This is a genomic window from Pseudomonas sp. NPDC090592, assembly GCF_044769185.1.
GTDB lineage: Bacteria > Pseudomonadota > Gammaproteobacteria > Pseudomonadales > Pseudomonadaceae > Aquipseudomonas.
In genome coordinates, this window is the sequence record NZ_JBIVXJ010000023.1 from 1 (window position 1) to 23,822 (window position 23,822).

Sequence of the window (23,822 nt, forward strand, 5' to 3'; positions counted from 1 at the left end):
ACCGGTGAGCCGCAAACGCTAGAAACCCTGCGCACTTCGCTGCTCGCGCACCTGCCGGAATTCATGGTCCCGGCGCAGTTCATGCACCTCGAAGCCCTGCCACTGAGCCCCAACGGCAAGCTCGACCGCAAGGCCTTGCCGGCACCCGGTGCCATCGAGGAGCGCCCTTATGCAGCCCCCGAAGGCGAAACCGAAACCCTGCTGGCTGCACTGTGGTGCGAGCTGCTGGGCGTGGAGCGGGTAGGGCGCCACGATAACTTCTTCGAACTGGGCGGCCACTCGCTGCTGGCAGTGACACTGACGTCGCGGCTGCGCGAGCAAGGCCTGGAGGCCGATGCGCGCGCCCTGTTCGACCAACCGACCCTGGCCGGCTACGCAGCCATCACAGACAGCATGGAGATCGTCCTGTGAGCATCAACCAATTACTGGCAACACTGACCGCGCACAATGTGCAACTGGCTCTCAAGGATGGCCAGCTGGTGGTCCAGGGCAACCGCCAGGCACTGACCGACACCACCCTGGTGGCGCAACTGCGCGCGCACAAGCCCACCCTGGTCGGCATGATCGAGCGTGGCGAATACGTGGCGGTCAAGCAGGGCGCGGTGCAGGTGCCGGGCAACCTGATCCCGCCAGGCTGCACGCACATCACCCCGCACATGCTCAACCTGGTCACGCTCGACCAGGCCAGCCTGGACAGCATCGTCGGCGCAATCCCCGGCGGCGCGGCGAATGTGCAGGACATCTACCCACTGGCGCCCTTGCAACAAGGCATGCTGTTCCACCACGCCAGTGCCACCGACCATGACCCCTACGTGATGCAGGCGCGCTTCGTGTTCGCCAGCGAGGCGCGCCTGCTGGCGTTCGCCGACGCTTTGCGCGGGGTAATCGCCCGCCACGATATCCTGCGCACCTCGGTGCACTGGCAGGGGCTGGAAGCGCCGGTGCAGGTGGTATGGCGCCAGGCCGAGCTGGCGGTACTGAGCCTGCCTGCCGATGCCCCGGGGCGCGCCTGGCTCGACCTGACCCAGGCGCCACTGATGCGCCTGCTGCGCGAAGCGCCGCAGGCCGACGGCAGCCTCGCCGCCACCTTGCAGTTCCACCATATCGCCATGGACCACAGCGCGCTGGATGTGGTGCGCCACGAGCTGATTGCCTTCCTCAGTGGCGAGCAGGCGCAGCTGGGCGCACCGGTGCCGTTTCGCAACTACGTGGCACAAGCGGTGCTGGGCATCAGCGAAGCCGGGCACGAAGCATTCTTCCGCGACATGCTCGGCGATATCGACGAAGCCACGCTGGCCTACGGGCTGCAGGATGTACAGGGCGCAGGCGGGGCACACAACGAGCACCAACTCGACCTGCCACCGGCCCTGTGCCAGGGGCTGCGTGCCCAGGCCCGCAGCCTTGGGGTGAGTGTCGCCAGCCTGTTTCACCTGGCTTGGGGCCGGGTGCTGGGCGGCCTGACCGGGCGTGAGCAGGTGGTATTCGGCACCGTGCTGATGGGCCGCCTGCTGGGCGCAGAAGCCACTGACCGGGCGCTGGGCATCTTCATCAACACCTTGCCCCTGCGGGTGGACCTGGGCGCCGCCGACCTGGCTAGCGCCGTACGCGCCACCCATCAGCGCCTGAGCGCACTGATGCGCCATGAACATGCGCCACTGGCCCTGGCCCAACGCTGTAGTGGCGTGGCTGCACCGGCACCGCTGTTCAACGCCTTGCTCAACTACCGCCACAGCGCGCCGGGCAGTGCCCAACCACGTCGGGCCGCGTTGGCCGGCATCGACATTGTCGAGTCGGCCGAGGCCACCAACTACCCGCTGACCTTGAGCGTGGACGACCTCGGCGAGGCCTTCCGCCTGACCCTGCTGGCCAGCGCCGAAGTGCCGGCCCAGCGAGTCTGCGCCTACCTGCACCAGGCCCTGCACAGCCTGCTGCAAACCCCACAAGTGGCCGTGAACCGGCTGGGCATGCTCCCCGCCGCTGAACGCCAGCAACTGCTGGAAGGCTTCAACGCCTGCGCTGCCAGCTACGAGCAGCACCTTGCCCTGCACCAGCGTTTTGAGCAGCAAGCCGCCAGCACCCCAGAAGCCATTGCCGCGACCAGTGACGGCGCGCAGCTGAGCTATGCCGCCCTCAACCGGCAGGCCAATGCCTTGGCCCATCATTTGATTGGCCTTGGCGTGCGCCCGGACGACCGGGTTGCCGTGGTGGCCCGGCGCGGCCTGGAAACGCTGGTGGGCTTGCTGGCCGTGCTCAAGGCCGGCGCCGGCTATGTACCGGTGGACCCGGCGCACCCGGACGAGCGCGTTGGCTACCTGCTGGAAGACAGCAGCCCGGTGGTGGTGCTGACGCAACAGGCGCTGCGCCATCGCCTTGCGCAGGTTGAAGTGCCCCTGCTGTTGCTGGATCAGCCGAGCTGGCCTGCCGTCGACGGCAACCCCACCGTTCAAGGGCTTGCCGCGCACCACCTGGCCTATGTGATCTACACCTCTGGTTCGACCGGCCAGCCCAAAGGCGTGATGGTCGAACACCGCAGCGTCAACAACCTGGTCGACTGGAACTGCCGTGCCTTCGACCTGTGCCAGGGCCGGCACACCTCGAGCCTGGCCGGCTTTGGCTTCGACGCCATGGCCTGGGAGGTGTGGCCGGCCTTGTGCGCCGGGGCCACGCTGCACCTGGCCCCCGCGACCGAGGGCCACGACGACCTCGACGCCATGCTCGCCTGGTGGCAGGCACAGCCGCTGGACGTGAGCTTCCTGCCCACCCCGGTGGCTGAATATGCCTTCAACCACCAACTGGAACACCCGACCTTGCGCACCCTGCTGATCGGTGGTGATCGCCTGCGCCAGTTCAACCGCACCCAGCGCTTTGCCGTGGTCAACAACTACGGGCCGACCGAAACCACCGTGGTGGCCAGCTCCGGGGCGTTGCAGGCGGGGGGTGTGCTGCATATCGGCAAGCCGGTGGACAACGCGCGGCTGTATGTACTCGATGCGCACCTGCAACCGGTCCCGCTGGGCGTGCCTGGCGAGCTATACATCGGCGGCGCCGGGGTTGCCCGTGGCTACCTGAACCGCCCGCAGCTGACGGCCGAACGCTTCCTTGACGACCCGTTCGTGGCGGCCGGGCGCATGTACCGCAGCGGTGACCTGGTGCGCTGGCTGGCAGATGGCACGCTTGATTATCTGGGCCGCAACGATGACCAGGTGAAGATCCGTGGCGTGCGTATCGAATTGGGCGAAATCGAAAGCCGCCTGGCGACGCTGGCCGGTATCGACGAAGCGGTGGTGATCGCGCGTGAGGACCAGCCCGGGCAGCCGCAACTGGTGGCCTATTTCACCGCCAAGGCCGACGTTCAGCCACTTACCCCGGAGGGCCTGCGCACGCAACTGCAGGCGCATTTGCCGGCGTATATGGTGCCGGTAGCCTTTGTCGAGCTACCAGCGCTGCCGCTGACCGCCAATGGCAAGCTCGACCGCCGGGCATTGCCGCGACCCGAGCGTGCTGCGCTGTTCGAACACGCCTACGAGGCGCCGGAAGGCGAACTGGAGCAAGCCCTGGCGCAGCTCTGGGCGGAACTGTTGCAGGTCGAGCGGGTGGGGCGTGGTGACCACTTCTTCAACCTGGGCGGCCATTCGCTGCTGGCCATGCGCATGGTGTCCCAGGTGCGCCTGCGCCTTGGCGTGGAACTGAGCCTTGCGCAGCTGTTTGCCAACCCGCAGCTCGCTGCCGTTGCCCAGGTGCTCGCCACTGCCGGGCGCAGCGCGCTGCCAGAGATTCTGCCGGTAGCGCCCGAGCAGGCATTGCCGATGTCGTTTGCCCAGCAGCGGCTGTGGTTCCTGGCGCAGATGGAAGGCGGTAACCAGGCCTACAACGTGCCGTTGGCCCTGGGCCTGCGCGGGCCGCTGGATGCCGCTGCGCTGGAAGGTGCGCTGCTGCGCATCATCGAGCGCCACCAGACCCTGCGCAGCCGTTTCATCCCGCGCGATGACAGCGCCGAGGTGGTGATTGCCGCGACCCCCGGCGCCGGCTGGTTCCACTGTGAAGACATAGCCGCCGAGGCCGTGCCGGGCCGCCTGCGCGATTTGGCTGCGGCGCCGTTCGACCTGGCCCACGGGCCGCTGCTGCGGGCCAACCTGCTACGCCTGGGTGCGCAACAGCATGTGCTGGCCCTGACCGTTCACCATATCGTCGCCGACGGCTGGTCGCTGGGTGTGCTGACCCACGAGCTGAGCGCGCAGTACGCGGCCTTGTGCAACGGCAGTGATGACCCGCTGCCGCCGCTGGCCATCCAGTACGGCGACTACGCCGTGTGGCAGCGTCGCTGGCTGGCCGGTGACCAGTTGCAACGCCAGGCGACCTACTGGCAACAAATGCTGGAAGGTGCACCCGAGCTGCTCAAGCTGCCTGCTGACCGCCAACGCCCGGAGCGCCAGGACTTTGCCGGCGCCAGCCTGCCGCTACAGCTTGAACCGCGCCTGACTGGCGCATTGCGGACCTTGGCCCAGCGCCACGGGGTAACGCTGTACATGACCGTGCTCGCTGCCTGGGCGGCCTTGCTCGGCCGCCTGGCAGGCCAGCCGGAGGTGGTGGTCGGTTGCCCGGTGGCGGGGCGCGGCCGGGCCGAGCTGGAGCCGCTGGCCGGGCTGTTCGTCAACACCCTGGCCATGCGCATAGACAGCAGTGCGGCGCCCACCGCCCAAGCGCTGCTGCAGCAGGTGCGCAGCCGAGTGCTTGAAGCCCAGGCCCACCAGGACCTGCCGTTCGAGCACGTGGTGGAAATGCTCCGCCCGACACGCAGCCTTGGGCATACACCGCTGTTCCAGACCTCGCTGAACTGGCAGGCCACCGAGGGCGCGGCATTGCACTTGCAGGGCTTGCAGCTGGAGGCCGTGGCCCAGGCCGCGACAGTGGCCAAGTTCGACCTCACGCTCAACCTGGGCGAACGTGGCGACACCCTGGTCGGCAGCCTCGACTACGCCACGGCGCTGTTCGACCCCGTCACCGTGCAGCGTTACCTGGGGTATTTCGAGCGCCTGTTGTGGGCCATGGCTGATGACGACCAGCAGGTGCTGGCGCAGGTGGCGCTGGTCGATGCAGCCGAGCGCCAGGCCTTGCTGCACAGCTGCAACGCCACCCAGTACCCGTATCCGCGAGACGCAGCCGTACACGGCCTGTTCGAGCAGCGGGTCGCCCGTCACCCGTTGGCCCTGGCTGCGGTGCATGGCGAGCAGGCGCTGTGCTATGGCGAGCTGAACGAGCGCGCCAACCGCCTGGCTCACTACCTGATCGCCAGAGGCGCACTGCCGGGCGCCAACGTGGCCATCCTGCTGCCACGCTCGCTGACGCTGCTGGTGGCGCAACTGGCCGTGCTGAAGTGCGCCGCCACCTATGTGCCGCTGGATATCCATGCCCCCGCCGAGCGCCAGGCGTTCATGCTCGAGGACTGCCAGGCGGCGTTGCTGCTGACCTCCAGCGAGGTTACGGCTGACTTGCCGGTGCAGCGCATCGAACTCGATGGCCTGGCGCTCGACCGCCAACCCGGGCACAACCCGGCATTGGCGCAGGATGCCGCCAGCGCCGCCTATGTGATGTACACCTCTGGTACGACCGGCAAGCCCAAGGGCGTGTGCGTGGCGCACCGGGGGATCGCGCGCCTGGTGTTGAACAACGGCTATGCCGACCTGCTGGACAGCGACCGGGTCGGTTTTGTTTCCAACCCTGCATTCGACGCCAGCACCTTCGAAGTCTGGGGCGCACTGCTCAACGGTGGCCAGGTGCGCGTGATTGACCATGCCACGCTGATCGATCCACCGCGCTTTGCCGCGGCGCTGGTGGAGCAGGGGCTCAGCGTGCTGTTCCTGACCACCGCGCTGTTCAACCAGTACGTGCAACTGCTACCCGAAGCACTGGCCACGCTGCGCGTGCTGATCAGCGGTGGCGAGCGTGCCGAACCGGCAGCCTTCCGGGCCTTGCTGCAACAGGCACCGGGGTTACGTTTGCTGAACGGCTACGGGCCAACCGAAACCACCACCTTCGCGGTTACCTGCGAGGTGCGCGAGCTTGCAAACGACGCCGCCCAGGTGCCCATTGGCCGGCCTATCGGCAATACCCAGGTGTATGTGCTGGATGCCTGGCTACGGCTGGTACCGCAGGGTGTGGTCGGGGAACTGTACATCGGTGGGGATGGCGTTGCCCTGGGCTACCTGAACCATGCCGAACTGACGGCTCAGCGCTTCATCGACGACCCCTTCAGCACACAGCCCGGAGCCCGGCTGTACCGCACGGGCGACCTGGTGCGCTGGCGCGGCGATGGCCAGCTGGAGTGCCTGGGGCGCAATGACGACCAAGTGAAGATCCGCGGCTTCCGCATGGAGCTGGGCGAGATCGAGCAGCAACTGGCCCAGGCCCCGGGTATCGGCGAAGTGCTGGTGATGGCCGTTGCCGATGAAGCTGGGCCCTTGCGCCTGGTGGCCTGGTACACCCGCCAGGACGCTACGCTGGATGCCCTGCAACTGCGCAGCTACCTGCGCAGCCGGTTGCCGGAGTACATGGTGCCCTCGGCCTTCGTTGCGCTGGCACGGATGCCGTTGAACCCCAACGGCAAGATCGATCGCCAGGCTTTGCCAGCCGCGGGCCCGCAGGACTTTGCCGTGGCCACGTTCGAGGCCCCCGAAGGTGAGCGCGAGCAGGCCTTGGCAGCACTGTGGGCGGAGTTGCTCGAGGTGCAGCCAATCGGCCGCCACGACCGCTTCTTCGAACTGGGCGGCCATTCGCTGCTGGCCATGCGCATGCTGGCCCAGGTGCGCCAACGCCTGGGCCATGAGCTGGCCCTGACCGACCTGTTCGCCGACGACGCGCTGGCCGCTGTCGCCGCTTGCCTGGTGCGCGAGGGCCAGGCGTTGCCAGCCATTATGCCCATGCCACGCGAAGGCCGGCTGCCGCTGTCGTTCGCCCAGCAACGCTTATGGTTCCTGGCCCAGTTGCAGGAGGCCAGCGCGGCCTATCACATCCCCATCGCCTTGCGCCTGCACGGCCCGCTGCAGCGTGCGGCGCTGGAGCAGGCGCTGCACCGGCTGATCGAACGGCACGAAAGCCTGCGCAGCCAGTTTGTCGAGCAGGACGGCGAGCCTCATGTGCAACTGGCACCTGACAGCGGTGGCTTCAGCCTCGTCTGGCAGGGTTGCCCGGGGCTGGACCAGCCGGCGCTGGAAGCATTGCTGCGTGAAGAAGCCGGCCAGGCCTTTGCCTTGGCCCGCGACCTGCCGATACGCGGGCGGGTGCTGCAACTGGCGCAGGACCACCACGTGCTGTTGTTGACCTTGCACCACCTGGTTGCCGACGGTTGGTCGCTGGGCGTGCTGGTCAGGGAGCTGGGTGAACTCTACCAGGCCTTCAGCACCCACCAGCCTGACCCGCTGCCTGCCTTGCCGGTGCAGTACCTCGACTACGCCCTGTGGCAACGGCGCTGGTTGAGTGGCGCGGCCTTGCAACAGCAGGCTGACTACTGGGCCGCACAGCTGCGCGACGCACCGGTACTGCTGAGCCTGCCCTGGGACCGGCCGCGGCCGGAGCGCCAGCAGTACGCCGGCGACAGTGTCGCGCTGTGCCTGGACCCCCGCTTGAGCAGCGAACTCAAGGCGGTGTGCCGGCGCCATGGCGCTACCCCGTACATGCTGTTCATGGCTGCCTGGGCGGTGTTGCTGGCCCGCCTGGCCGGCCAGGACGAGGTGGTGATCGGCTCACCGGTCGCCAACCGCCAGCAGGCCGAGGTAGACGGGCTGATCGGCATGTTCGTCAACTCCCTGGCACTGCGCCTGGATGTGTCGGGTGCACCGGATGTGGCAACGTTGCTGGCCCGGGCCAAAGCGGTGGTGCTGGCGGGGCAGGCGCACCAGGACTTGCCGTTCGAGCAGGTGGTCGAGCTGCTGCGCCCGCGGCGCAGCCTGGCGCATACACCGCTGTACCAAGTGTCGCTGGACTGGGACGGCAACCCTGGGCACCAGGCGCTGCAGCTGGCGGACCTGGCCGTGACTGCCCTGGGCGGCCCGGCCAACATCGCCAAGTTCGACCTGAGCCTGAGCCTGGGCGAGCGCGAGGAGGGTTTTGCCGGAGGCATCGTCTATGCCACAGCGCTGTTCGAACGGGCCACCATCGAGCGCTTTGCCGGCTACTTCGAGCAAGTACTGTGGGCTTTTGCCAGCGGCGACCGGGCTGTTCCGGGGCATACCGCGCTGCCCGATGCGCATGAACGCAAGCGCTTGCTGCTGGATTTCAACGATACGGCCGCCGACTACAACCTTGAGCAGACCCTGCACGGCATGATCGAAGCGCAGGTTGTGCGCACGCCCGATGCCGTGGCGGTGCGGGCCGAAGAGGGCGAACTGACCTACCGGCAGCTCAACGAACAGGCCAACCGCCTGGCGCATCATCTGATTGCACTGGGCGTTAAACCGGATGATCGGGTAGCGATCTGCGTCGAACGCGGGCTGTCGATGGTGGTTGGGTTGCTGGCCATCCTCAAGGCGGGTGGTGCCTACGTGCCGGTCGACCCGGATTACCCGGCAGAGCGGGTACGGCACATGCTGAGCGACAGCGCGCCCGTGGCGGTGCTGGTGCATGCGGCTACCCGGCATGTGCCGGACGCCGGCCTGCTGGTTGATCTGGACCGGCCGACCTGGGCCGACCTGCCTGGCAGCAATCCGCTTGTGGTGGGGCTGAGCCCGCAGCACCTGGCCTACGTGATCTACACCTCAGGGTCCACCGGCCTGCCGAAAGGCGTGATGAACGAGCATGCCGGGGTGGTCAACCGCTTGCTGTGGATGCAGGACGCCTACGGCCTGGATGCCGATGACGTGGTGCTGCAAAAGACCCCGTTCAGCTTTGACGTGTCGGTGTGGGAGTTCCTCTGGCCGTTGCAGACCGGCGCCAGGCTGGTCATGGCGCGCCCAGGCGGGCACCGCGACCCCGAGTACCTGCGTGAAGTGATTGCCCGCGAAAACATCACCACCTTGCATTTCGTCCCCTCGATGCTGGATGTGTTCCTCTCCTCTGGCCCCACCGCGATTCCTGTGGGAGCGGGCGAGCCCGCGAAGAATCCAACACGGTGCATGGCACCGGCTTCGCCGGTGTTCGCGGGCGCGCCCGCTCCCACAGGTTCGGCGGACACCCCGGAAAATATGCCGTTTGCGAAAATGGTCCGCGTGATCTGTTCGGGCGAAGCATTGCCGGGCAATCTGGTACGGCGTTTCCACGCCCAACTGCCAACCGTCGAACTACACAACCTCTACGGCCCCACCGAAGCCGCCGTCGACGTCAGCGCCTGGCACTGCACAACCGCCCCCGACAACACCCCCATCGGCAAACCCATCGCCAACACCACCCTGTACATCCTCGACGACCAGCAACAACCGGTCCCGCAGGGCGTTGCCGGCGAGCTGTACATTGGCGGCGTGCAGGTCGCCCGCGGCTACCTGAACCGCGCCGAGCTCACCGCAGAACGCTTCATCGACGACCCGTTCGTACCCGGCGCACGCCTGTACCGCACCGGCGACCTGGCCCGCCACCTGGCCGACGGCAATATCGAGTACCTCGGCCGCAACGACGACCAGGTCAAGCTCCACGGCCTGCGCATCGAACTGGGTGAAATCCAGGCGTGCCTCACCGGCATCGAAGGGGTCAACGAGGCGGTGGTGATCGCCCGCGAACAGCAATTGCTGGCCTACTACACCGGCCAGCAGCACACATTGGAGGCGTTGCGCGCAGCATTGCTCAGCCGCTTGCCCGCGTTCATGCTGCCAGCGTTGTTCGTACACCTGGACACGCTGCCGTTAAGCCCGAACGGCAAGCTCGACCGCAAGGCGCTGCCAGAACCCGGTGCGCTACAGGACCGCCCGTTCGAAGCCCCGCAAGGCGCTACCGAAGGCCTGCTCGCAGCCATCTGGGCGGAACTGCTGGACGTTGAGCGGATAGGGCGGCATGACAACTTCTTCGAGCTCGGCGGCCATTCCCTGGCGGCCATTCGTCTGGTCGACCGGCTCAACAAGGCAGGCTTGCAGGCTGCGCTCAACGACGTGTTCCAGCAGCCCAGCGTTGCGCTGCTGGCAGCCCGACTTGCCGATGACACCAGCGCAGCGCAGGGGGTAGTCACGGTACGCCCGGGTGCGGCACAGACGCCGCTGTTCCTGGTGCACGAGTTCACCGGGCTGGATTTCTACTTCCCGGTGCTGGGCCAGCAAATGGGCGGCGACTTCGCCATCTACGGGTTGCCCGGTGTACCCGCCGGCCAGCCGCAGCCGCGCACCCTGGAGTGCCTGGCACGCTATCAGGTCGAGCAGATGCGCAAGGTCCAGCCGCAGGGGCCGTACCGCCTGGCAGGCTGGTCGTTCGGCGGGGTTGTGGCGTTCGAAATGGCCAACCAGTTGTTGGGTGCGGACGAGGCGGTCGAATTCCTCGGGCTGATCGACAGCTATGTGCCGCGCCTGGCCGACCAGGGCAAGGCGCGCTGGTCGGGGCCCCATGCGCTGGAACGGCAACTGTTGCTCAACTGCACCACGTTCTGGCGCACGCAGGGGCCGGAGGCCGCCGGCAAAGTCGCGCACTTGCAGCAGCTGGAGGCTGCGCAGCCGGACTTTGCAGGTTTGCTGGCCAGCTGCCGCGAGCACGGTCTTCTGTATGGCTTGTGGGCGAGCATGAGCGATGCGCAACTGCTGCACTACTTCAGCCGTGAACTGGCGCACGGCCATGCCCTGGCGCATTACCGCCCGGCCAGCTTGAACATACCGGTGCACCTGTTCCGCGCCGAGCAGGGCAGTGACAGCCTGTCGACGCTCGGTTGGCGTGAGGCACTGCCGACCCAGCCGCTGTTGATCGTGGGCGTGCCGGGTGATCACCGCAGCCTCATGCAGGCGCCTCACGTGGCAACCGTGGCGCAGGCCTTGACCCAGGCACTTGCCAGGTGCCCGGTTGCGGCAACGCCGGGCTATGCCGGGCAGGTTGCCATCCAGACCGGGCAACCCGGCCATGCGCCGCTGTTCTGTGTACCGGGGGCCGGGGACAGCGTCACCAGCTTCATTGGCCTTGCCGAAGCGCTTGGGCCGGAATGGCCGCTGCATGGCCTGCAAGCCCGCGGCCTGGACGGTGGCAGCGTGCCGCACGGCACGGTGGAAGCCGCAGCCGAGTGCCATGTGCAGGCGATCGAAGCGCTGTACCCGCACGGCCCGCTGAACCTGGTCGGGCACTCGTTTGGTGGCTGGGTGGCGCATGCCATCGCCGCCAGGTTCGAAGCCAAGGGCCGGCCGGTACGCTCGTTGACCCTGATCGACAGCGAGGCACCGGGTACCGGCAGCACCTGTGGCCGGCCGTACACCTTCGGCGAGGCCTTGCTGCGGCTGGTCGAAGCGCTGCAGCTGGCCACGGGCAAGGCCTTGGGTATCGACCCGGCTGATTTCGCGCTGGCGACAGATGACCAACAGTTGCAGCAGTTGCACGCCGGCATGGTGCGCAACGGGCTGTTGCCCGCACGCTCCACGCCACGGGTACTGGAGGGCACCGTGCGCACCTTTGCCACGGCACTGCGCACGGTCTACCGGCCAACCCTGACCTACACCGGGCCGGTGGGCCTGGTACTGGTGGATGACCCGCAACTGGATGCCCTGGGCAATGCTCGCGAGCATGCGGCGATGCAGGAGGGCTGGCAGCAACTGATGCCGCAACTGGCGCTGTGGCAGGGGCCGGGCGACCACTTCAGCATTTTGAAAGTGCCGGATGTATTCAGCCTGGCAGCCTGGTGGCATGACGGCCAGGCACTGCAGCACAGCAAGGTTAGCCAATGACCATGAGCCAGCACCGATCGTGCAGATAACAGCGGTCATTGTGGGAGCGGGCATGCCCGCGAAGCAGGCAACGCGGTGCCTGGCACCGGCAGTGCCGGTGTTCGCGGGGCAAGCCCGCTCCCACAGGTGCCGATGCATCCGAATTACAGAGGAAAGTGAGTGTTCATGGACAAGTCCAGATTCCGCAAGTACAGCCTCGGCCTGGCCGTGGCCCTGGTCGCCGGCATCAGCCTGTACGCCATCCAGGCGCCGGCTAAACCACCGCAATACATCACCGCCACGGTCGAGCGTGGCGATATCGAGAATGCGGTGCTTGCCAGCGGCATGCTCGAAGGCATCAAGCAGGTGGATGTCGGTGCCCAGGTATCCGGCCAGCTAAAGTCGCTTAAGGTCAAGCTCGGCGACAAGGTCAGCCAGGGCCAGTGGCTGGCCGAGATCGACCCGCTGGTGTTGCGCAATACCCTGCGTCAGGCCGAGGTCGATGAGGAAAAACTGCAGGCCGAGCGGCGTTCGACCATGGCCCAGCTCAAGCAGGCCCGGCGCGTGTACGAGCGCTACCGCGAGCTGCAGGCCGACGAGTCGGTGTCGCGCCAGGACTTCGAGAATGCCGAGTCGGAATACGAGGTGCAGCAGGCTGCCGTGCGCTCGCTGGATGCGCAGATCCAGAGCGCACGGGTAGAAATCGATACCGCCAAGGTCAACCTGGGCTATACCCGCATCAACGCGCCGATCACCGGCCATGTGGTGGGCATCGTCACCCAGGAAGGGCAAACCGTGATCGCCAACCAGTTGGCGCCGGTGCTGCTCAAGCTGGCCAACCTCGACACCATGACGGTCAAGGCGCAGGTGTCGGAAGCCGATGTGATCCACATCACCCCTGGCCAGGCGGTGTATTTCACCATCCTTGGCGAAGACAAACGTTACTACGCCAAGCTGCGCGGTACCGAGCCCGCACCGCAGAACTACGCGCAAAGCAGCGACAAGAACGAAGCCAGCAGCGGCAAGCCCAGTGGCGCGGTGTTCTACAACGCCTTGTTCGAAGTGCCAAACCCCGACCACCGCCTGCGTATTTCCATGACTGCCCAGGTGCATATCGTGCTCGACACCGCCCAGGCCGTACTCACCGTGCCGGTTGCCGCGCTGGGGGCGCGCAATGGCGATGGCAGCTTCCCGGTGCGGGTGCTGGATGCCAAGGGCTTCGCCCAGGTGCGCAACGTGCAGGCGGGCATCAACAACAACGTCAAGGTGCAGATCAAGGACGGCCTCGCCGAAGGCGACCGGGTGGTGATTGGTGAGCCGGTGTCTGGCGAAACGGGGGCGTGAGCATGAACATGAATGTGCAGCCGGGCGCAGACATGGCGGTTACCGGTGTGCGTAACGAGCCGCTGCTGCGTTTGCAGGGGGTGACACGCAGCTTTCAGGCCGGCGACCGCGAATTCCTGGCATTGAAAGGCATCGACCTGCAGATCGGAAGCGGCGAACTGGTGGCGATCATCGGCGCTTCCGGGTCGGGCAAGTCGACCCTGATGAACATCCTTGGCTGCCTGGACAACGCCAGCAGCGGCAGCTACCAGGTAGGCGGCCAGGAAACCCGCGAACTGGACGATGACGCCCTGGCGGCGTTGCGCCGCGACCACTTCGGCTTCATCTTCCAGCGCTACCACCTGCTGCCGCACCTGGATGCCCTGCACAACGTCGAGATCCCGGCGGTTTATGCCGGGACGCCCCAGGGCCAGCGCCATGCGCGGGCGCGCGAGTTGCTGACCCGGCTAGGCCTGCAAAGCCACCTGGAGCATCGCCCCAGTCAACTGTCGGGCGGCCAGCAGCAGCGGGTGAGTATCTGCCGGGCGTTGATGAACGGTGGCCAGGTGATCCTTGCCGATGAACCGACCGGTGCTCTCGACACCGCCAGCGGCAAGGAGGTGATGAACATCCTGCTGGAGCTGCACGCGGCCGGGCACACGGTGATCCTGGTGACCCACGACCCCAAGGTGGCCGCGCATGCCGAACGCATCATCGAGGTCAGTGACGGGCAGATCGTCAGCGATCGGCGCAGCGCCACACCGCCCACGCCTGCCGCGAAGCCGGAATCCGCGTCCCAGGCTCAAGCTACGCGCCGCGTGCTGGTTAGCCTGGGTATGTTCCGCGAGGCGTTCAAGATGGCCTGGATCGCGCTGATTTCGCATCGCATGCGCACCTTGCTGACCATGCTCGGGATCGTCATCGGCATCACTTCGGTGGTGTCCATCTCGGCGATTGGCGAAGGTGCCAAGGGCTATGTGCTCAAGGACATCCAGGCCATTGGTAGCAACACCATCGATATCTACTCGGGCAGCAACTTCGGTGACAGCCGGGCCAAGACCATCGAAACCCTGGTACCTGCCGATGTCGCGGCACTGAACGAGTTGTACTACGTCGACAGCGCCACCCCGGTGATCGGCCAGAGCACGCTGGTGCGTTACCGCAACCTGGATGTGGACGTTCAGCTCAACGGCGTCAGTGAGCATTACTTCCAGGTCCGCAACATCCCGCTGGCAGCCGGCATCGTGTTCAGCGCCGACGACGCGCGCCGTCAGGCGCAGGTGGTGGTGATCGACCACAACACGCGCAAGCGCCTGTTCGGCCCGAGCATCGACCCGCTGGGGCAGGTGATCCTGGTGGGCAACCTGCCGTGCACGGTGATTGGGGTAACGGCCGAAAACAAGAACCTGTTCGTCGCCGGCAACCAGCTGAACATCTGGGTGCCCTACGAAACCGCCGCCGGCCGGGTGCTGGGGCAACGGCACCTGGACAGCATCAGTGTACGCATCAAGGACGGCGTGCCGAGCAAACGGGTGGAGGAAGAGGTGACCCGGGTGATGCTGCAACGCCATGGCACGAAGGATTTCTTCACCAACAACCTCGACAGCATCATGCAGACCGTGCAGAAGACCAGCCGCTCGCTGACATTGTTGCTGTCGCTGATCGCGGTGATTTCGCTGGTGGTGGGTGGTATCGGGGTGATGAACATCATGCTGGTGTCGGTGACCGAGCGTACCCGCGAAATCGGCATTCGCATGGCGGTGGGGGCGCGGCAATCGGACATTCGCCAGCAGTTCCTGGTGGAGGCGGTGATGGTGTGCCTGTTTGGCGGGCTGGTGGGGATCGGCTTGTCGTATGGGGTGGGGTACCTGTTCGAGCTGTTCGTCAAACAGTGGGAGATGGTGTTTTCACCTGCGTCGATCGTGATGGCGTTTGCCTGCTCGACGCTGATCGGTGTGGTATTCGGGTTTGTGCCGGCAAGGAACGCGGCGCGGCTGGACCCGATCGAGGCGTTGGCCCGGGATTGAGGCAGACCTGTGCCGGCCTCTTCGCGGGCTTGCCCGCTCCCACAGGTGTATCACAGGTGCTGAAAACTGTGCAGAACCTGTGGGAGCGGGCAAGCCCGCGAAGAGGCCGGCACAGGAAAACGCCAGTCAGCCCTCGGCATACATCCAGCGCATCAACGAATGCCGGCCACTGATGCCCAACTTGATCGCCGCCCGACGCAGGTAGCTTTCAACCGTGTTCACCTTGAGCGCCAGCCGCTCAGCCTGCTCCGGCGCGGTATGCCCGGCCAGCAACCCCAGGCACACCTGGCGCTCGCGGCCGGAAAGCTTCAGCCCGGACTGCGCCAGCCGCTCGACAAAGCGCTGCTCGAGGTTTTCCTTGGTGTGCCGCTCCGGGCCAGGCTGCAAGGCATCGATGTGTTTCTCCAGCATTGGCAACAGCAGGGGTGAAATCGCATCAAGGCGGCTACGTTCGAAGTTTGAAAAACCATAGGTGGAGTCGGCACGTATTACCTGGATTTCCAGGCGCGCATTGCCTTTATGGCAAAGCCGGTGCAGGCGCGAAGGGTCGCTGAAGTCGCCTTCAGGCTGTGCGCATGAGGAAAAGACGGTTTCATCGAGCAGCAACGATTCACAGGGCATGCCTGGCAACTGGCGGATCTGCGTGGCGTCGATGGAAAGGTGGGCCTGGATCAGGTCGTGCAGCATGCGGGGGAACTGGCGGCTGCCGGTGCTGGCAATGACTTTGCCAATCTGCGGGTAAAGCTGGTTCGAATTCATCATATCGTCCATGAAGGCCAGTAATGGTGATCCCGCCGCGGTTTCGCCAGCCGCATCCTGGGCTTGCGACGGGAAGTGCTTGGTATCCTAGTACAACGAATGAGTGACGGTTAAATGAAGTGGCGACAATGGCATTGTAGTGGCACTTTGCGCGCACGGCTGGCGCAGTGCGGGTTGTGGGGTATGATGCCGCCCTCCATCTTTGTCACGAGGCTTGTTGCAATGTCCCTGAGTGTTGAACAGATCGGCGAATTCCGCACCTTCGCCGAGCAGCTGGCCGATGCTGCCGCCGTGGCGATCAAACCGTACTTCCGTGCCAGCCTGGATGTCGAGGACAAGGGCGGGCGCCTGTACGACCCGGTGACCGTGGCCGACAAGGCGGCTGAAGACGCAATGCGCGAGCTGATCCAGGCGCGTTATCCGTCGCATGGCATTCTGGGCGAAGAGGCCGGTGTGGCCGTGGGCAGCAGCCCGCTGACCTGGGTGCTTGACCCGATCGACGGCACCCGTGCCTTCATCACCGGCCTGCCGCTGTGGGGCACGCTGATTGCCCTGAATGACGGCGAACGCCCGGTGGTTGGCGTGATGAACCAGCCGTTCACCGGTGAGCGCTTTGTAGGCACCCCTGAAGGCGCCTGGCGCAGCGGTACGCCACTGAAAACCCGGGCCTGCGCAAACCTGGCTTCGGCCACGCTGATGTGCACCACGCCTGACATGTTCGACACTGCCGAGCGTAAGGGTGCATTCGAGGCCGTTGCTGGCCAGGCGCGCTTGATGCGTTATGGCGGTGATTGCTATGCCTATTGCATGCTGGCATCGGGGTTTGTCGACGTGATCGTCGAGGCGAGCCTGCAGCCGTATGACGTGCAGGCGCTGATGCCGATCATCGAAGGGGCGGGCGGGGTGATTACTGCGTGGGATGGCAGCAGCGCGCAGAATGGCGGCTGTGTGGTGGCCTGTGGTGACCCGGCGCTGCATGCGCAGGTGGTGGAGATGTTGCGTCACGCCATGTGATCTTGTGTTGCCTGTACCGGCCTCTTCGCGGGCTTGCCCGCTCCCACAGATGGCGATTACTGCGCGGTCTCTGTGGGAGCGGGCGAGCCCGCGAAGAGGCCGGCACAGGCATCCAGAAACTCCAACCTCCGCACTTTTTCCATTTTTCGGGCTCTATGCTTGGCCAGGCTGCACTGACTCCCAGCGCAGCCGCCCAATATCGACCCGGTGCCGATGGTTGCAAGCTACCTCCATTTCATCCCCCGCCTGCTTTTGGCAGGCGCCCTCACATGCCTGTGCGCCTGCACCCAGCAGCAGGGTCGCGACATGCTCGACCAGTTCGGCAACGGCAAGCCCGGCGAGCTGTTCCAGACCAGCGTCGACCGCCTGGCCACGCTGTCGATGCGCGACAACCTGCAAAGCCTGTATTTGCTGATGAACAAGCTGTACCTGCGCAACCCCAACCAGTGGAAAATGTCTGGCTACGTCGATGCTGCCACCGCCGAGCGGCAGATCCGCATTGCCATCGAACAGCGCCAACCGCTGCCGCAACTGGGCAACCGCCGCGACCTGGCCGCCTTGAGCTATGCGCTAAGCCCGGAATTTCGCGGTGACCGGGTAGGGGCCTTCATCTACGCCATCGGCAGCATGCTGATAACCGCGCACGGCGGGCGTACCGAGTTCTACATGACCGATACGATCGACCCGCTGTTCATCAACAACGCGGCGCGCAACATCGAGAAGGCCACCTGGATGTTGAGCCAGCGTCAGGATGCCAACGGCGTGTTGCTGCTGTTTTCCAACGAGATTTCGGAAGAGGGCAGCAACCTGAGCTTTGCCGTGGAGTTCGGCAAGATCGTGGCGCGCCTGGATTTGTTGGCAGAGTTGCTGGATGAGCGGTATCGGCGGATCGGACTCAATTATGCCCAGAGTCTGCTGCTGATGAACTTCCTGCCCGTACAGTGAGCAGGGGCTGCTTCGCAGCCCAATCGCCGGCAAGCCAGCTCCCACACCGACCGCACAAATTTCAAGCCATGTGTAATTCCTGTGGGAGCTGGCTTGCCGGCGATGAGGCCAGTGAATGCTTCAGAGTAGCGCCTGTATTGCCCGTCGATAACGCTGCCCGGCCAGGCTCATGCTGTTGTTATGGCTCGCCCCGGGCACCAGCAGCAATGTCTTGGGTTCCTGTGCGGCATCGAACAACTGCTGGCTGAAACGCGGCGGCACAAAGCGGTCATCCAGCCCATGCACCAACAGCACGGGCAAGCTGACATCCTTGATCTTGCCCAGCGAGTCGAACTTCTGCGACATCAACCAACGCACCGGCAACGAAGTGTCGGCCACAGCTGCAGCGACATCGCCCAACGAAGTGAACGTCGATTCCAGTATCAGCCCACGTGCCGGCGCTGCCGTTCCGCTGTTGCGGGCCTCGGCGGCCAGCTCACTGGCAAGCTCCACCGCCACGGCACCGCCCAGCGAATGACCAAAGATCAAGCGCTTGCCAGCATCTGGCTGCAGCTGTGCAAAGCGCTCCCAGGCGATGCGCGCATCTTCATACACTGTGGCCTCCGAGGGCAGGTCGCCGCGGCTTTGGCCAAAGCCGCGGTAATCCACAGCCAGAACCGAGTAGCCCATGGCATGCAGTTGCTCGATGCGGAACAGCTGCCCGGTGAGGTTCCAGCGCACGCCATGCAGGTAGAGGATGGCCGGGGCATTGGCACGTTTGGCCGGCCACCACCAGGCGTGCAGGCTCTGGTTGGCACTGAAGCTGCGCGGGCGCAGCTCCAGTTCCTGTACGTCGCCGGGCAGGCCACGGAACCAGCTGGCCTGGCCGGGTTCCACGCGGAACACCAGCTCGCGCTCCTTGTGCTGGAGGACCGCGCAGCTGGTGGGCAGGCCGATGACCAGCAGGGTGGCGCACAGCCAGGCGAGCCAGCGGCGGCGCAGGTGGGTGAGGAGGAGGGTGGGCATGTGGGTTTTTTTAGCAGATGCAGGCAGGTTGATGTGGGAAAGTGGCCGAATGGCGGGGGTGGTTTGATAACAAGTTGTTTCTGGGGGTTATGGGTGGCCTGTGCGGGCCTCTTCGCCGGTGAACCCGCTCCCGCAGGTACATCACAGGTTCTGAAAACTGTGCAGGACCTGTGGGAGCGGGTTTACCCGCGAAGAGGCCCGCACAGGAAACCGCAAATCACCGGCCGCCCAACGACTCCAGCAACGGCCTGAACTCATCCAGCAACCAGTCGCGCAAGCGCCGGCAGCTGGACTCATGCTCCTTGTCCTCATTGAAGGCCAGGAAGTGGAAGGTGTCCTTGAGCACCAGTTCCTCTGCCACCGGCCTCACCAGCAACCCCTGCGCAACCAGCGGCGCCACCAGGTGGTGCCAGCCCAACGCCACGCCCTGGTTACCCAGGGCCAGCTGGACCAGCAGGTTGTAGTCGTTGGCATTGAAAAAATGCGGCGCCGTGTTGGCGCGGCTTTTAAGGTCGACATCGTGGAAGGCCAGCCACACGTTCCAATCCACGTGTTCGGCCACCTGCGAGCGGCCGTAGGGGCTCAGGTTCAACAAGGTGCCATCGCGCAAACCCAGCAGGGTGCGCACTTCCGGGTGCTGCGCCAGGTACTGCGGGGTGCACACCGGGTAGATCACGTCATGGTTGAGCGGGTGCGAGCTATAGCCAGCCTGCACCTTGCCCAGCTTGGTGATGTAGATGTCCGGGCGCACCCCCGGCTCCATCGACAGGAAGTTCTGCGTGGTCACCAGGTTGATGTCGATATCCGGGTTCTCGTCGAAGAACCTGGGCATGCGCGGGCCCATCCACAACGCCGCGAACGCCGGCGAACAGCACAGCGTGACAACATGCTTGGTGTTGGTGTTGCTGCGGATGCGCTCGGCCGCCTGGGAAATGTTGACGAACGACAACTGCACCGCATCGAAGAAGATCGAGCCGGCCACGGTCAGCTCCACCGCACGGCCCACACGGGTGAACAACTCGGCGCCCAGGTAGGTCTCCAGTTCACGGATCTGCCGGCTGACGGCGGCCTGGGTCACGCACAGCGCCTCGGCAGCGCGGGTGAAGTTCTGGTACCTGGCGGCGGCCACAAAGACCTTGACCGCGCGCAGCGAGGGCATCTTGATCAGCGTCTGATCGGGTTCTGAGTGTCTGACCATGGGGCGGGGGCGAGGTCCTTCGTCGAGCCAATCGGCTCACTCTAGCCTGTTCCACGCCGGCTGGTAAGTGCGCAGGGGCTCTGGGGCCGGGCCTGGACGCCGATTGATAACTTCAGGTAATGGTTTGCGTGAAACAAATGTCGTTGGACCCTCTCTGGATCAGGGCCTAACGTTAAACCCACGGCGCGACATTCGAGACATCGAGGTCGAACAATTTTTTGAAGCAGGATTTTCTGCGTGCCGGTTTTGACTCACGTTCGAATTTGAACGGACTGCCAAGCGTACTCGCACTGATCTCTACCCGCCTTATTGAAAGTGCGATGTTGAAAGATTGGTTAATAAGCATAATAAAGAGGGTCGTATGAGCCATGCCGATGAGATTCTTTCGGTAAAAAATATCTTCAAGGTGTTCGGTCCCAACCCGAACATGGCCATGGAGATGCTCCGCAAGGGCGCCGACAAGAACGAAATCTTCAGCAAGACCGGCCACGTCGTCGGCGTGTTCGATGCAAGCTTTTCCGTCAAGCGTGGCGAGATCTTCGTCATCATGGGCCTTTCGGGCTCGGGCAAATCGACCATGGTGCGGTTGTTCAACCGCCTGATCGAACCTACCTCTGGCAGCATTCACCTCAACGGCAAGGAAATTACCGGGCTTTCCGACAAGGCCCTGCTGGACGTGCGCCGCAAGGAAATGGGCATGGTGTTCCAGTCGTTTGCCCTGATGCCACACATGAGCGTGCTTGAAAACACCGCATTCGGCCTGGAAATTGCCGGGGTGCCTGAAGGTGAACGCCACAGCCGTGCCCGTGAGGCGTTGAGCCAGGTGGGCCTGGCCGGTCATGAACACAGCTACCCGCATCAGCTTTCTGGTGGCATGCAGCAGCGTGTGGGCCTGGCCCGGGCGCTGGCCAACGACCCGGCGATCCTGTTGATGGACGAGGCGTTCTCCGCCCTGGACCCGCTGATCCGCAGCGAAATGCAAGGCGAGCTGATCCGCCTGCAGGCTGAGCAGCAGCGCACCATCATCTTCATCTCCCACGACATCGAAGAGGCCATCCGCATCGGTCACCGCATCGCCATCATGGAGGGCGGCCGCGTGGTGCAGATCGGCACCCCGCAAGAGCTGATCAACCAGCCGGCCAATGACTACGTGCGTACCTTCTTCAAAAGCTTCGACAGCTCGCGGGTGCTCAAGGCCGGCGATGTGGCCAGGTTCGACCCCGCAGTGGTGTGCAAGGTCAACGGCAAGGCGCCGAGCTTCCAGGCTGGCGTGCCATTCGGCTACCTGGTCGATGACCGTGGTCAGTTGCTGGGCGTGGTCGACACCGACGCCAGCGGTGCCACCGCCAGTGACCGCTACAGCCTGCATGAGCAGTGTCCGGTGTACACCGATACGCCACTGCACGAGGTGCTGGGTATTGCGGCCGACCTGCCGTACCCGGTGCCGGTACTCGACCGCCAGGGCGCCTTCAAGGGCACGCTGTCGAAGAACGAGCTGCTGCAGACCCTGAGCCGTCACTAAAAACAAGAAGCGCCCGTAGCGTTTACTAGAAGAGGTAAGCCCTCATGTCCGAATTCAGCCTTCTTGACCCGTTCCAGGCGGCCACCATCCCCTTGGGTGACTGGGTCACCGCTACACTGAACTTCCTGGTGCACAACTTCCGCGAGGTGTTCCGCGCCATCCGCTGGCCGATCGACCAGGTACTCAACGGCATCGAGTTCACCCTGCAAAGCATTCCGCCCACCATCGGCATCATCCTGTCGTCGTTGCTGGGTTGGCAGCTGGCAGGCAAGCGCATGGCGTTGCTGTGCTTCGTCACGCTTACATTGCTTGGCCTGATCGGCGTGTGGTCGGAGTCGATGACCACCCTGGCGCTGGTGTTGACCTCGGTGTTCTTCTGCGCGGTCATCGGCATCCCACTGGGCATTCTGTGCGCCCGCAGCAACCGCCTGGAAAGCATCATTCGCCCGTTGCTCGATGCCATGCAGACCCTGCCGGCCTTCGTTTACCTGGTGCCAGTGGTGATGTTGTTCGGCATTGGCAACGTGCCCGGGGTGCTGGTGACCATCGTGTTTGCCTTGCCGCCGCTGGTGCGCCTCACCAACCTGGGCATCCGCCAGGTGCCGGAAGACAAGATCGAAGCCGCCCGCGCCTTTGGCTGCACCCCACGGCAGATGCTGACCCGCGTGCAACTGCCGCTGGCCACTTCGACCATCATGGCCGGCCTCAACCAGACCCTGATGCTGTCGCTGTCGATGGTGGTGATCGCCTCGATGATTTCGGTCGGCGGCCTGGGCCAGATGGTGCTGCGTGGCATCGGCCGCCTGGACATGGGCCTGGCCACGGTCGGTGGTGTAGGGCTGGTGCTGCTGGCGATCTTCCTCGACCGCCTGACCCAGGCCATGGGCGCGCGCACCAGTGCCGACCCGAGCCTGCGCTGGTACCACACCGGCCCCGTGGGCGTGGTGCTGCGGCTTTGTGGTGCCGCACAACCGCAAGGGCGGCGCAAGACCGCCTGAGCACAGCAAGACTTTTGAGACGTTCGATCTGCCGCACTTGAAGATAAAAATCAGAAAAAGGTAAGCGACGATGCACGAATCCAAGTTCACCCGCAGCATCCTCAAATGCGCCACCGCGCTGACCCTGGTAGCCGCTGCGCTAGGCGCGCACGCCTCGGCGGAAAAGCCCGGTGATGGCGTGAAGGTAACGCCGATCTTCCCGTCCATCGCTGAAGAGCGCTTCCGTGGCGAAGTGGCCATGGAAGGGCTGCGCGAACTGGGCTACAAGGTTCAGGAGCCGAAGGAGACCGAGTACGGCGTGATGATGGTGGCGCTGGCCAACGGCGATGCCGACTTCACCGTGCACCTGTGGGAGAAACTGCACAACCAGTTCTACCAGCAGGCCGGGGGTGACGATGTGATGGTCAAGACCGGCAACATCCTGCCGGGCGTGGCGCAAGGCTACCTGATCGACAAGAAAACCGCCGACCAATACAACATCAAGTACATCACCGACCTGAAAAAGCCGGAAATCGCCAAACTGTTCGACACCGATGGCGATGGCAAGGCCGACATGACCGGTTGCAACCCGGGCTGGGGCTGCGAACTGGTCATCGCCCACCACATGAAGGCCTACGACCTGGACAAGAGCATCACCGTCAACCAGGGCTCGTACTTCGCGCTGATGGCCGACACCATCGCCCGCTACAAGGAAGGCAAGCCGATTTTCTACTTCACCTGGGTGCCGCAGTGGATCGCCAGCGTGCTGGTCGAAGGCAAGGATGTGGTCTGGCTGGAAGTGCCGAAGACCGACCTGCCAGACGGCAAGAACGACGTCGATACCATGTACCACGGCAAGAACCTGGGCTTTGCCATCGACAAGGTGGTAGCGGTGCTGAACAAGGACTTTGCCGAGAAGAACCCGGCAGCGCTGAAGTTCCTGTCGCTGGTGCAGATCAGCACTGACGACGAGAGCAACCAGAACCTGAAGATGCAGCAGGGCGAGAAGAAGCCTGCCGACATCACCCGCCATGCCAAGGAATGGGTTGCCGCCCACCGTCAGCAGTTTGACCAGTGGCTGCAAGCCTCGCGTGATGCTGCGGCCCAGGCCGGCAAGTAACCTGATCCATCAGCGTTGGCTTTTTCGCGGGCTCGCCCGCTCCCACAGGCCCGCCACAGCTTCTGAAAACTGTGCAATGCCTGTGGGAGCGGGCAAGCCCGCGAAGCAGCCAACGCGATTTC

10 protein-coding genes and 1 pseudogene are annotated in these 23,822 nt (G+C 64.9%); 8 read left to right on the forward strand and 3 right to left on the reverse strand.

The window, feature by feature from the left end; genetic code table 11:
* The 3 genes and pseudogenes from ACIQUI_RS19705 to ACIQUI_RS19715 all read left to right on the forward strand — a co-directional run.
* Positions 1-11,831: pseudogene (locus ACIQUI_RS19705) on the forward strand (amino acid adenylation domain-containing protein); the annotation flags it as partial.
* Between the two features lie 165 nt (positions 11,832-11,996).
* A complete protein-coding gene (macA, locus tag ACIQUI_RS19710; protein ID WP_403201822.1) occupies positions 11,997-13,154 on the forward strand; it encodes a macrolide transporter subunit MacA in 1,158 nt (385 codons plus the stop codon).
* 8 nt (positions 13,155-13,162) lie between these two features.
* Complete coding sequence (locus ACIQUI_RS19715; RefSeq protein ID WP_403201987.1) at positions 13,163-15,160, forward strand: MacB family efflux pump subunit; 1,998 nt, start codon at positions 13,163-13,165, stop codon at positions 15,158-15,160.
* A gap of 126 nt (positions 15,161-15,286) precedes the next feature.
* Here ACIQUI_RS19715 and ACIQUI_RS19720 read toward each other — a convergent pair whose 3' ends face one another.
* Positions 15,287-15,919 carry a helix-turn-helix transcriptional regulator gene (locus ACIQUI_RS19720; RefSeq protein WP_403201823.1) on the reverse strand — a complete coding sequence of 211 codons (633 nt, stop codon included), beginning with the start codon at positions 15,917-15,919 and terminating at the stop codon, positions 15,287-15,289.
* Between the two features lie 222 nt (positions 15,920-16,141).
* On the opposite strand from ACIQUI_RS19720, the gene hisN reads away from it, so the two are divergent.
* On the forward strand, positions 16,142-16,933 hold the full coding sequence (gene hisN / locus ACIQUI_RS19725; protein WP_403201826.1) for a histidinol-phosphatase: 792 nt from the start codon (positions 16,142-16,144) through the stop codon (positions 16,931-16,933).
* A gap of 213 nt (positions 16,934-17,146) precedes the next feature.
* The gene (locus ACIQUI_RS19730; protein WP_403201829.1) at positions 17,147-17,878 is read left to right on the forward strand and encodes a hypothetical protein; all 732 of its coding nucleotides are present in this window, start codon (positions 17,147-17,149) and stop codon (positions 17,876-17,878) included.
* A 120-nt stretch (positions 17,879-17,998) separates the two neighbouring features.
* On the opposite strand, the gene ACIQUI_RS19735 is transcribed toward ACIQUI_RS19730, so the two are convergent.
* Positions 17,999-18,883, reverse strand: coding sequence for an alpha/beta hydrolase (locus tag ACIQUI_RS19735; RefSeq protein WP_403201832.1), 885 nt, complete (start codon positions 18,881-18,883; stop codon positions 17,999-18,001).
* A gap of 217 nt (positions 18,884-19,100) precedes the next feature.
* Entirely contained in the window at positions 19,101-20,081 is a 981-nt protein-coding gene (locus tag ACIQUI_RS19740; protein ID WP_403201834.1) for a LysR family transcriptional regulator, read from the reverse strand.
* A 361-nt stretch (positions 20,082-20,442) separates the two neighbouring features.
* Between ACIQUI_RS19740 and ACIQUI_RS19745 the strand changes: the two genes are divergently transcribed.
* The 3 genes from ACIQUI_RS19745 to proX all read left to right on the forward strand — a co-directional run bounded on the left by ACIQUI_RS19745 (position 20,443) and on the right by proX (position 23,700).
* Complete coding sequence (locus ACIQUI_RS19745; RefSeq protein ID WP_391125762.1) at positions 20,443-21,603, forward strand: betaine/proline/choline family ABC transporter ATP-binding protein; 1,161 nt, start codon at positions 20,443-20,445, stop codon at positions 21,601-21,603.
* Between the two features lie 44 nt (positions 21,604-21,647).
* Complete coding sequence (gene proW, locus ACIQUI_RS19750) at positions 21,648-22,601, forward strand: glycine betaine/L-proline ABC transporter permease ProW (protein ID WP_403201837.1); 954 nt, start codon at positions 21,648-21,650, stop codon at positions 22,599-22,601.
* Between the two features lie 70 nt (positions 22,602-22,671).
* Positions 22,672-23,700, forward strand: coding sequence for a glycine betaine/L-proline ABC transporter substrate-binding protein ProX (gene proX / locus ACIQUI_RS19755; RefSeq protein ID WP_201204947.1), 1,029 nt, complete (start codon positions 22,672-22,674; stop codon positions 23,698-23,700).
* The last annotated feature ends 122 nt before the right edge of the window (positions 23,701-23,822 follow it).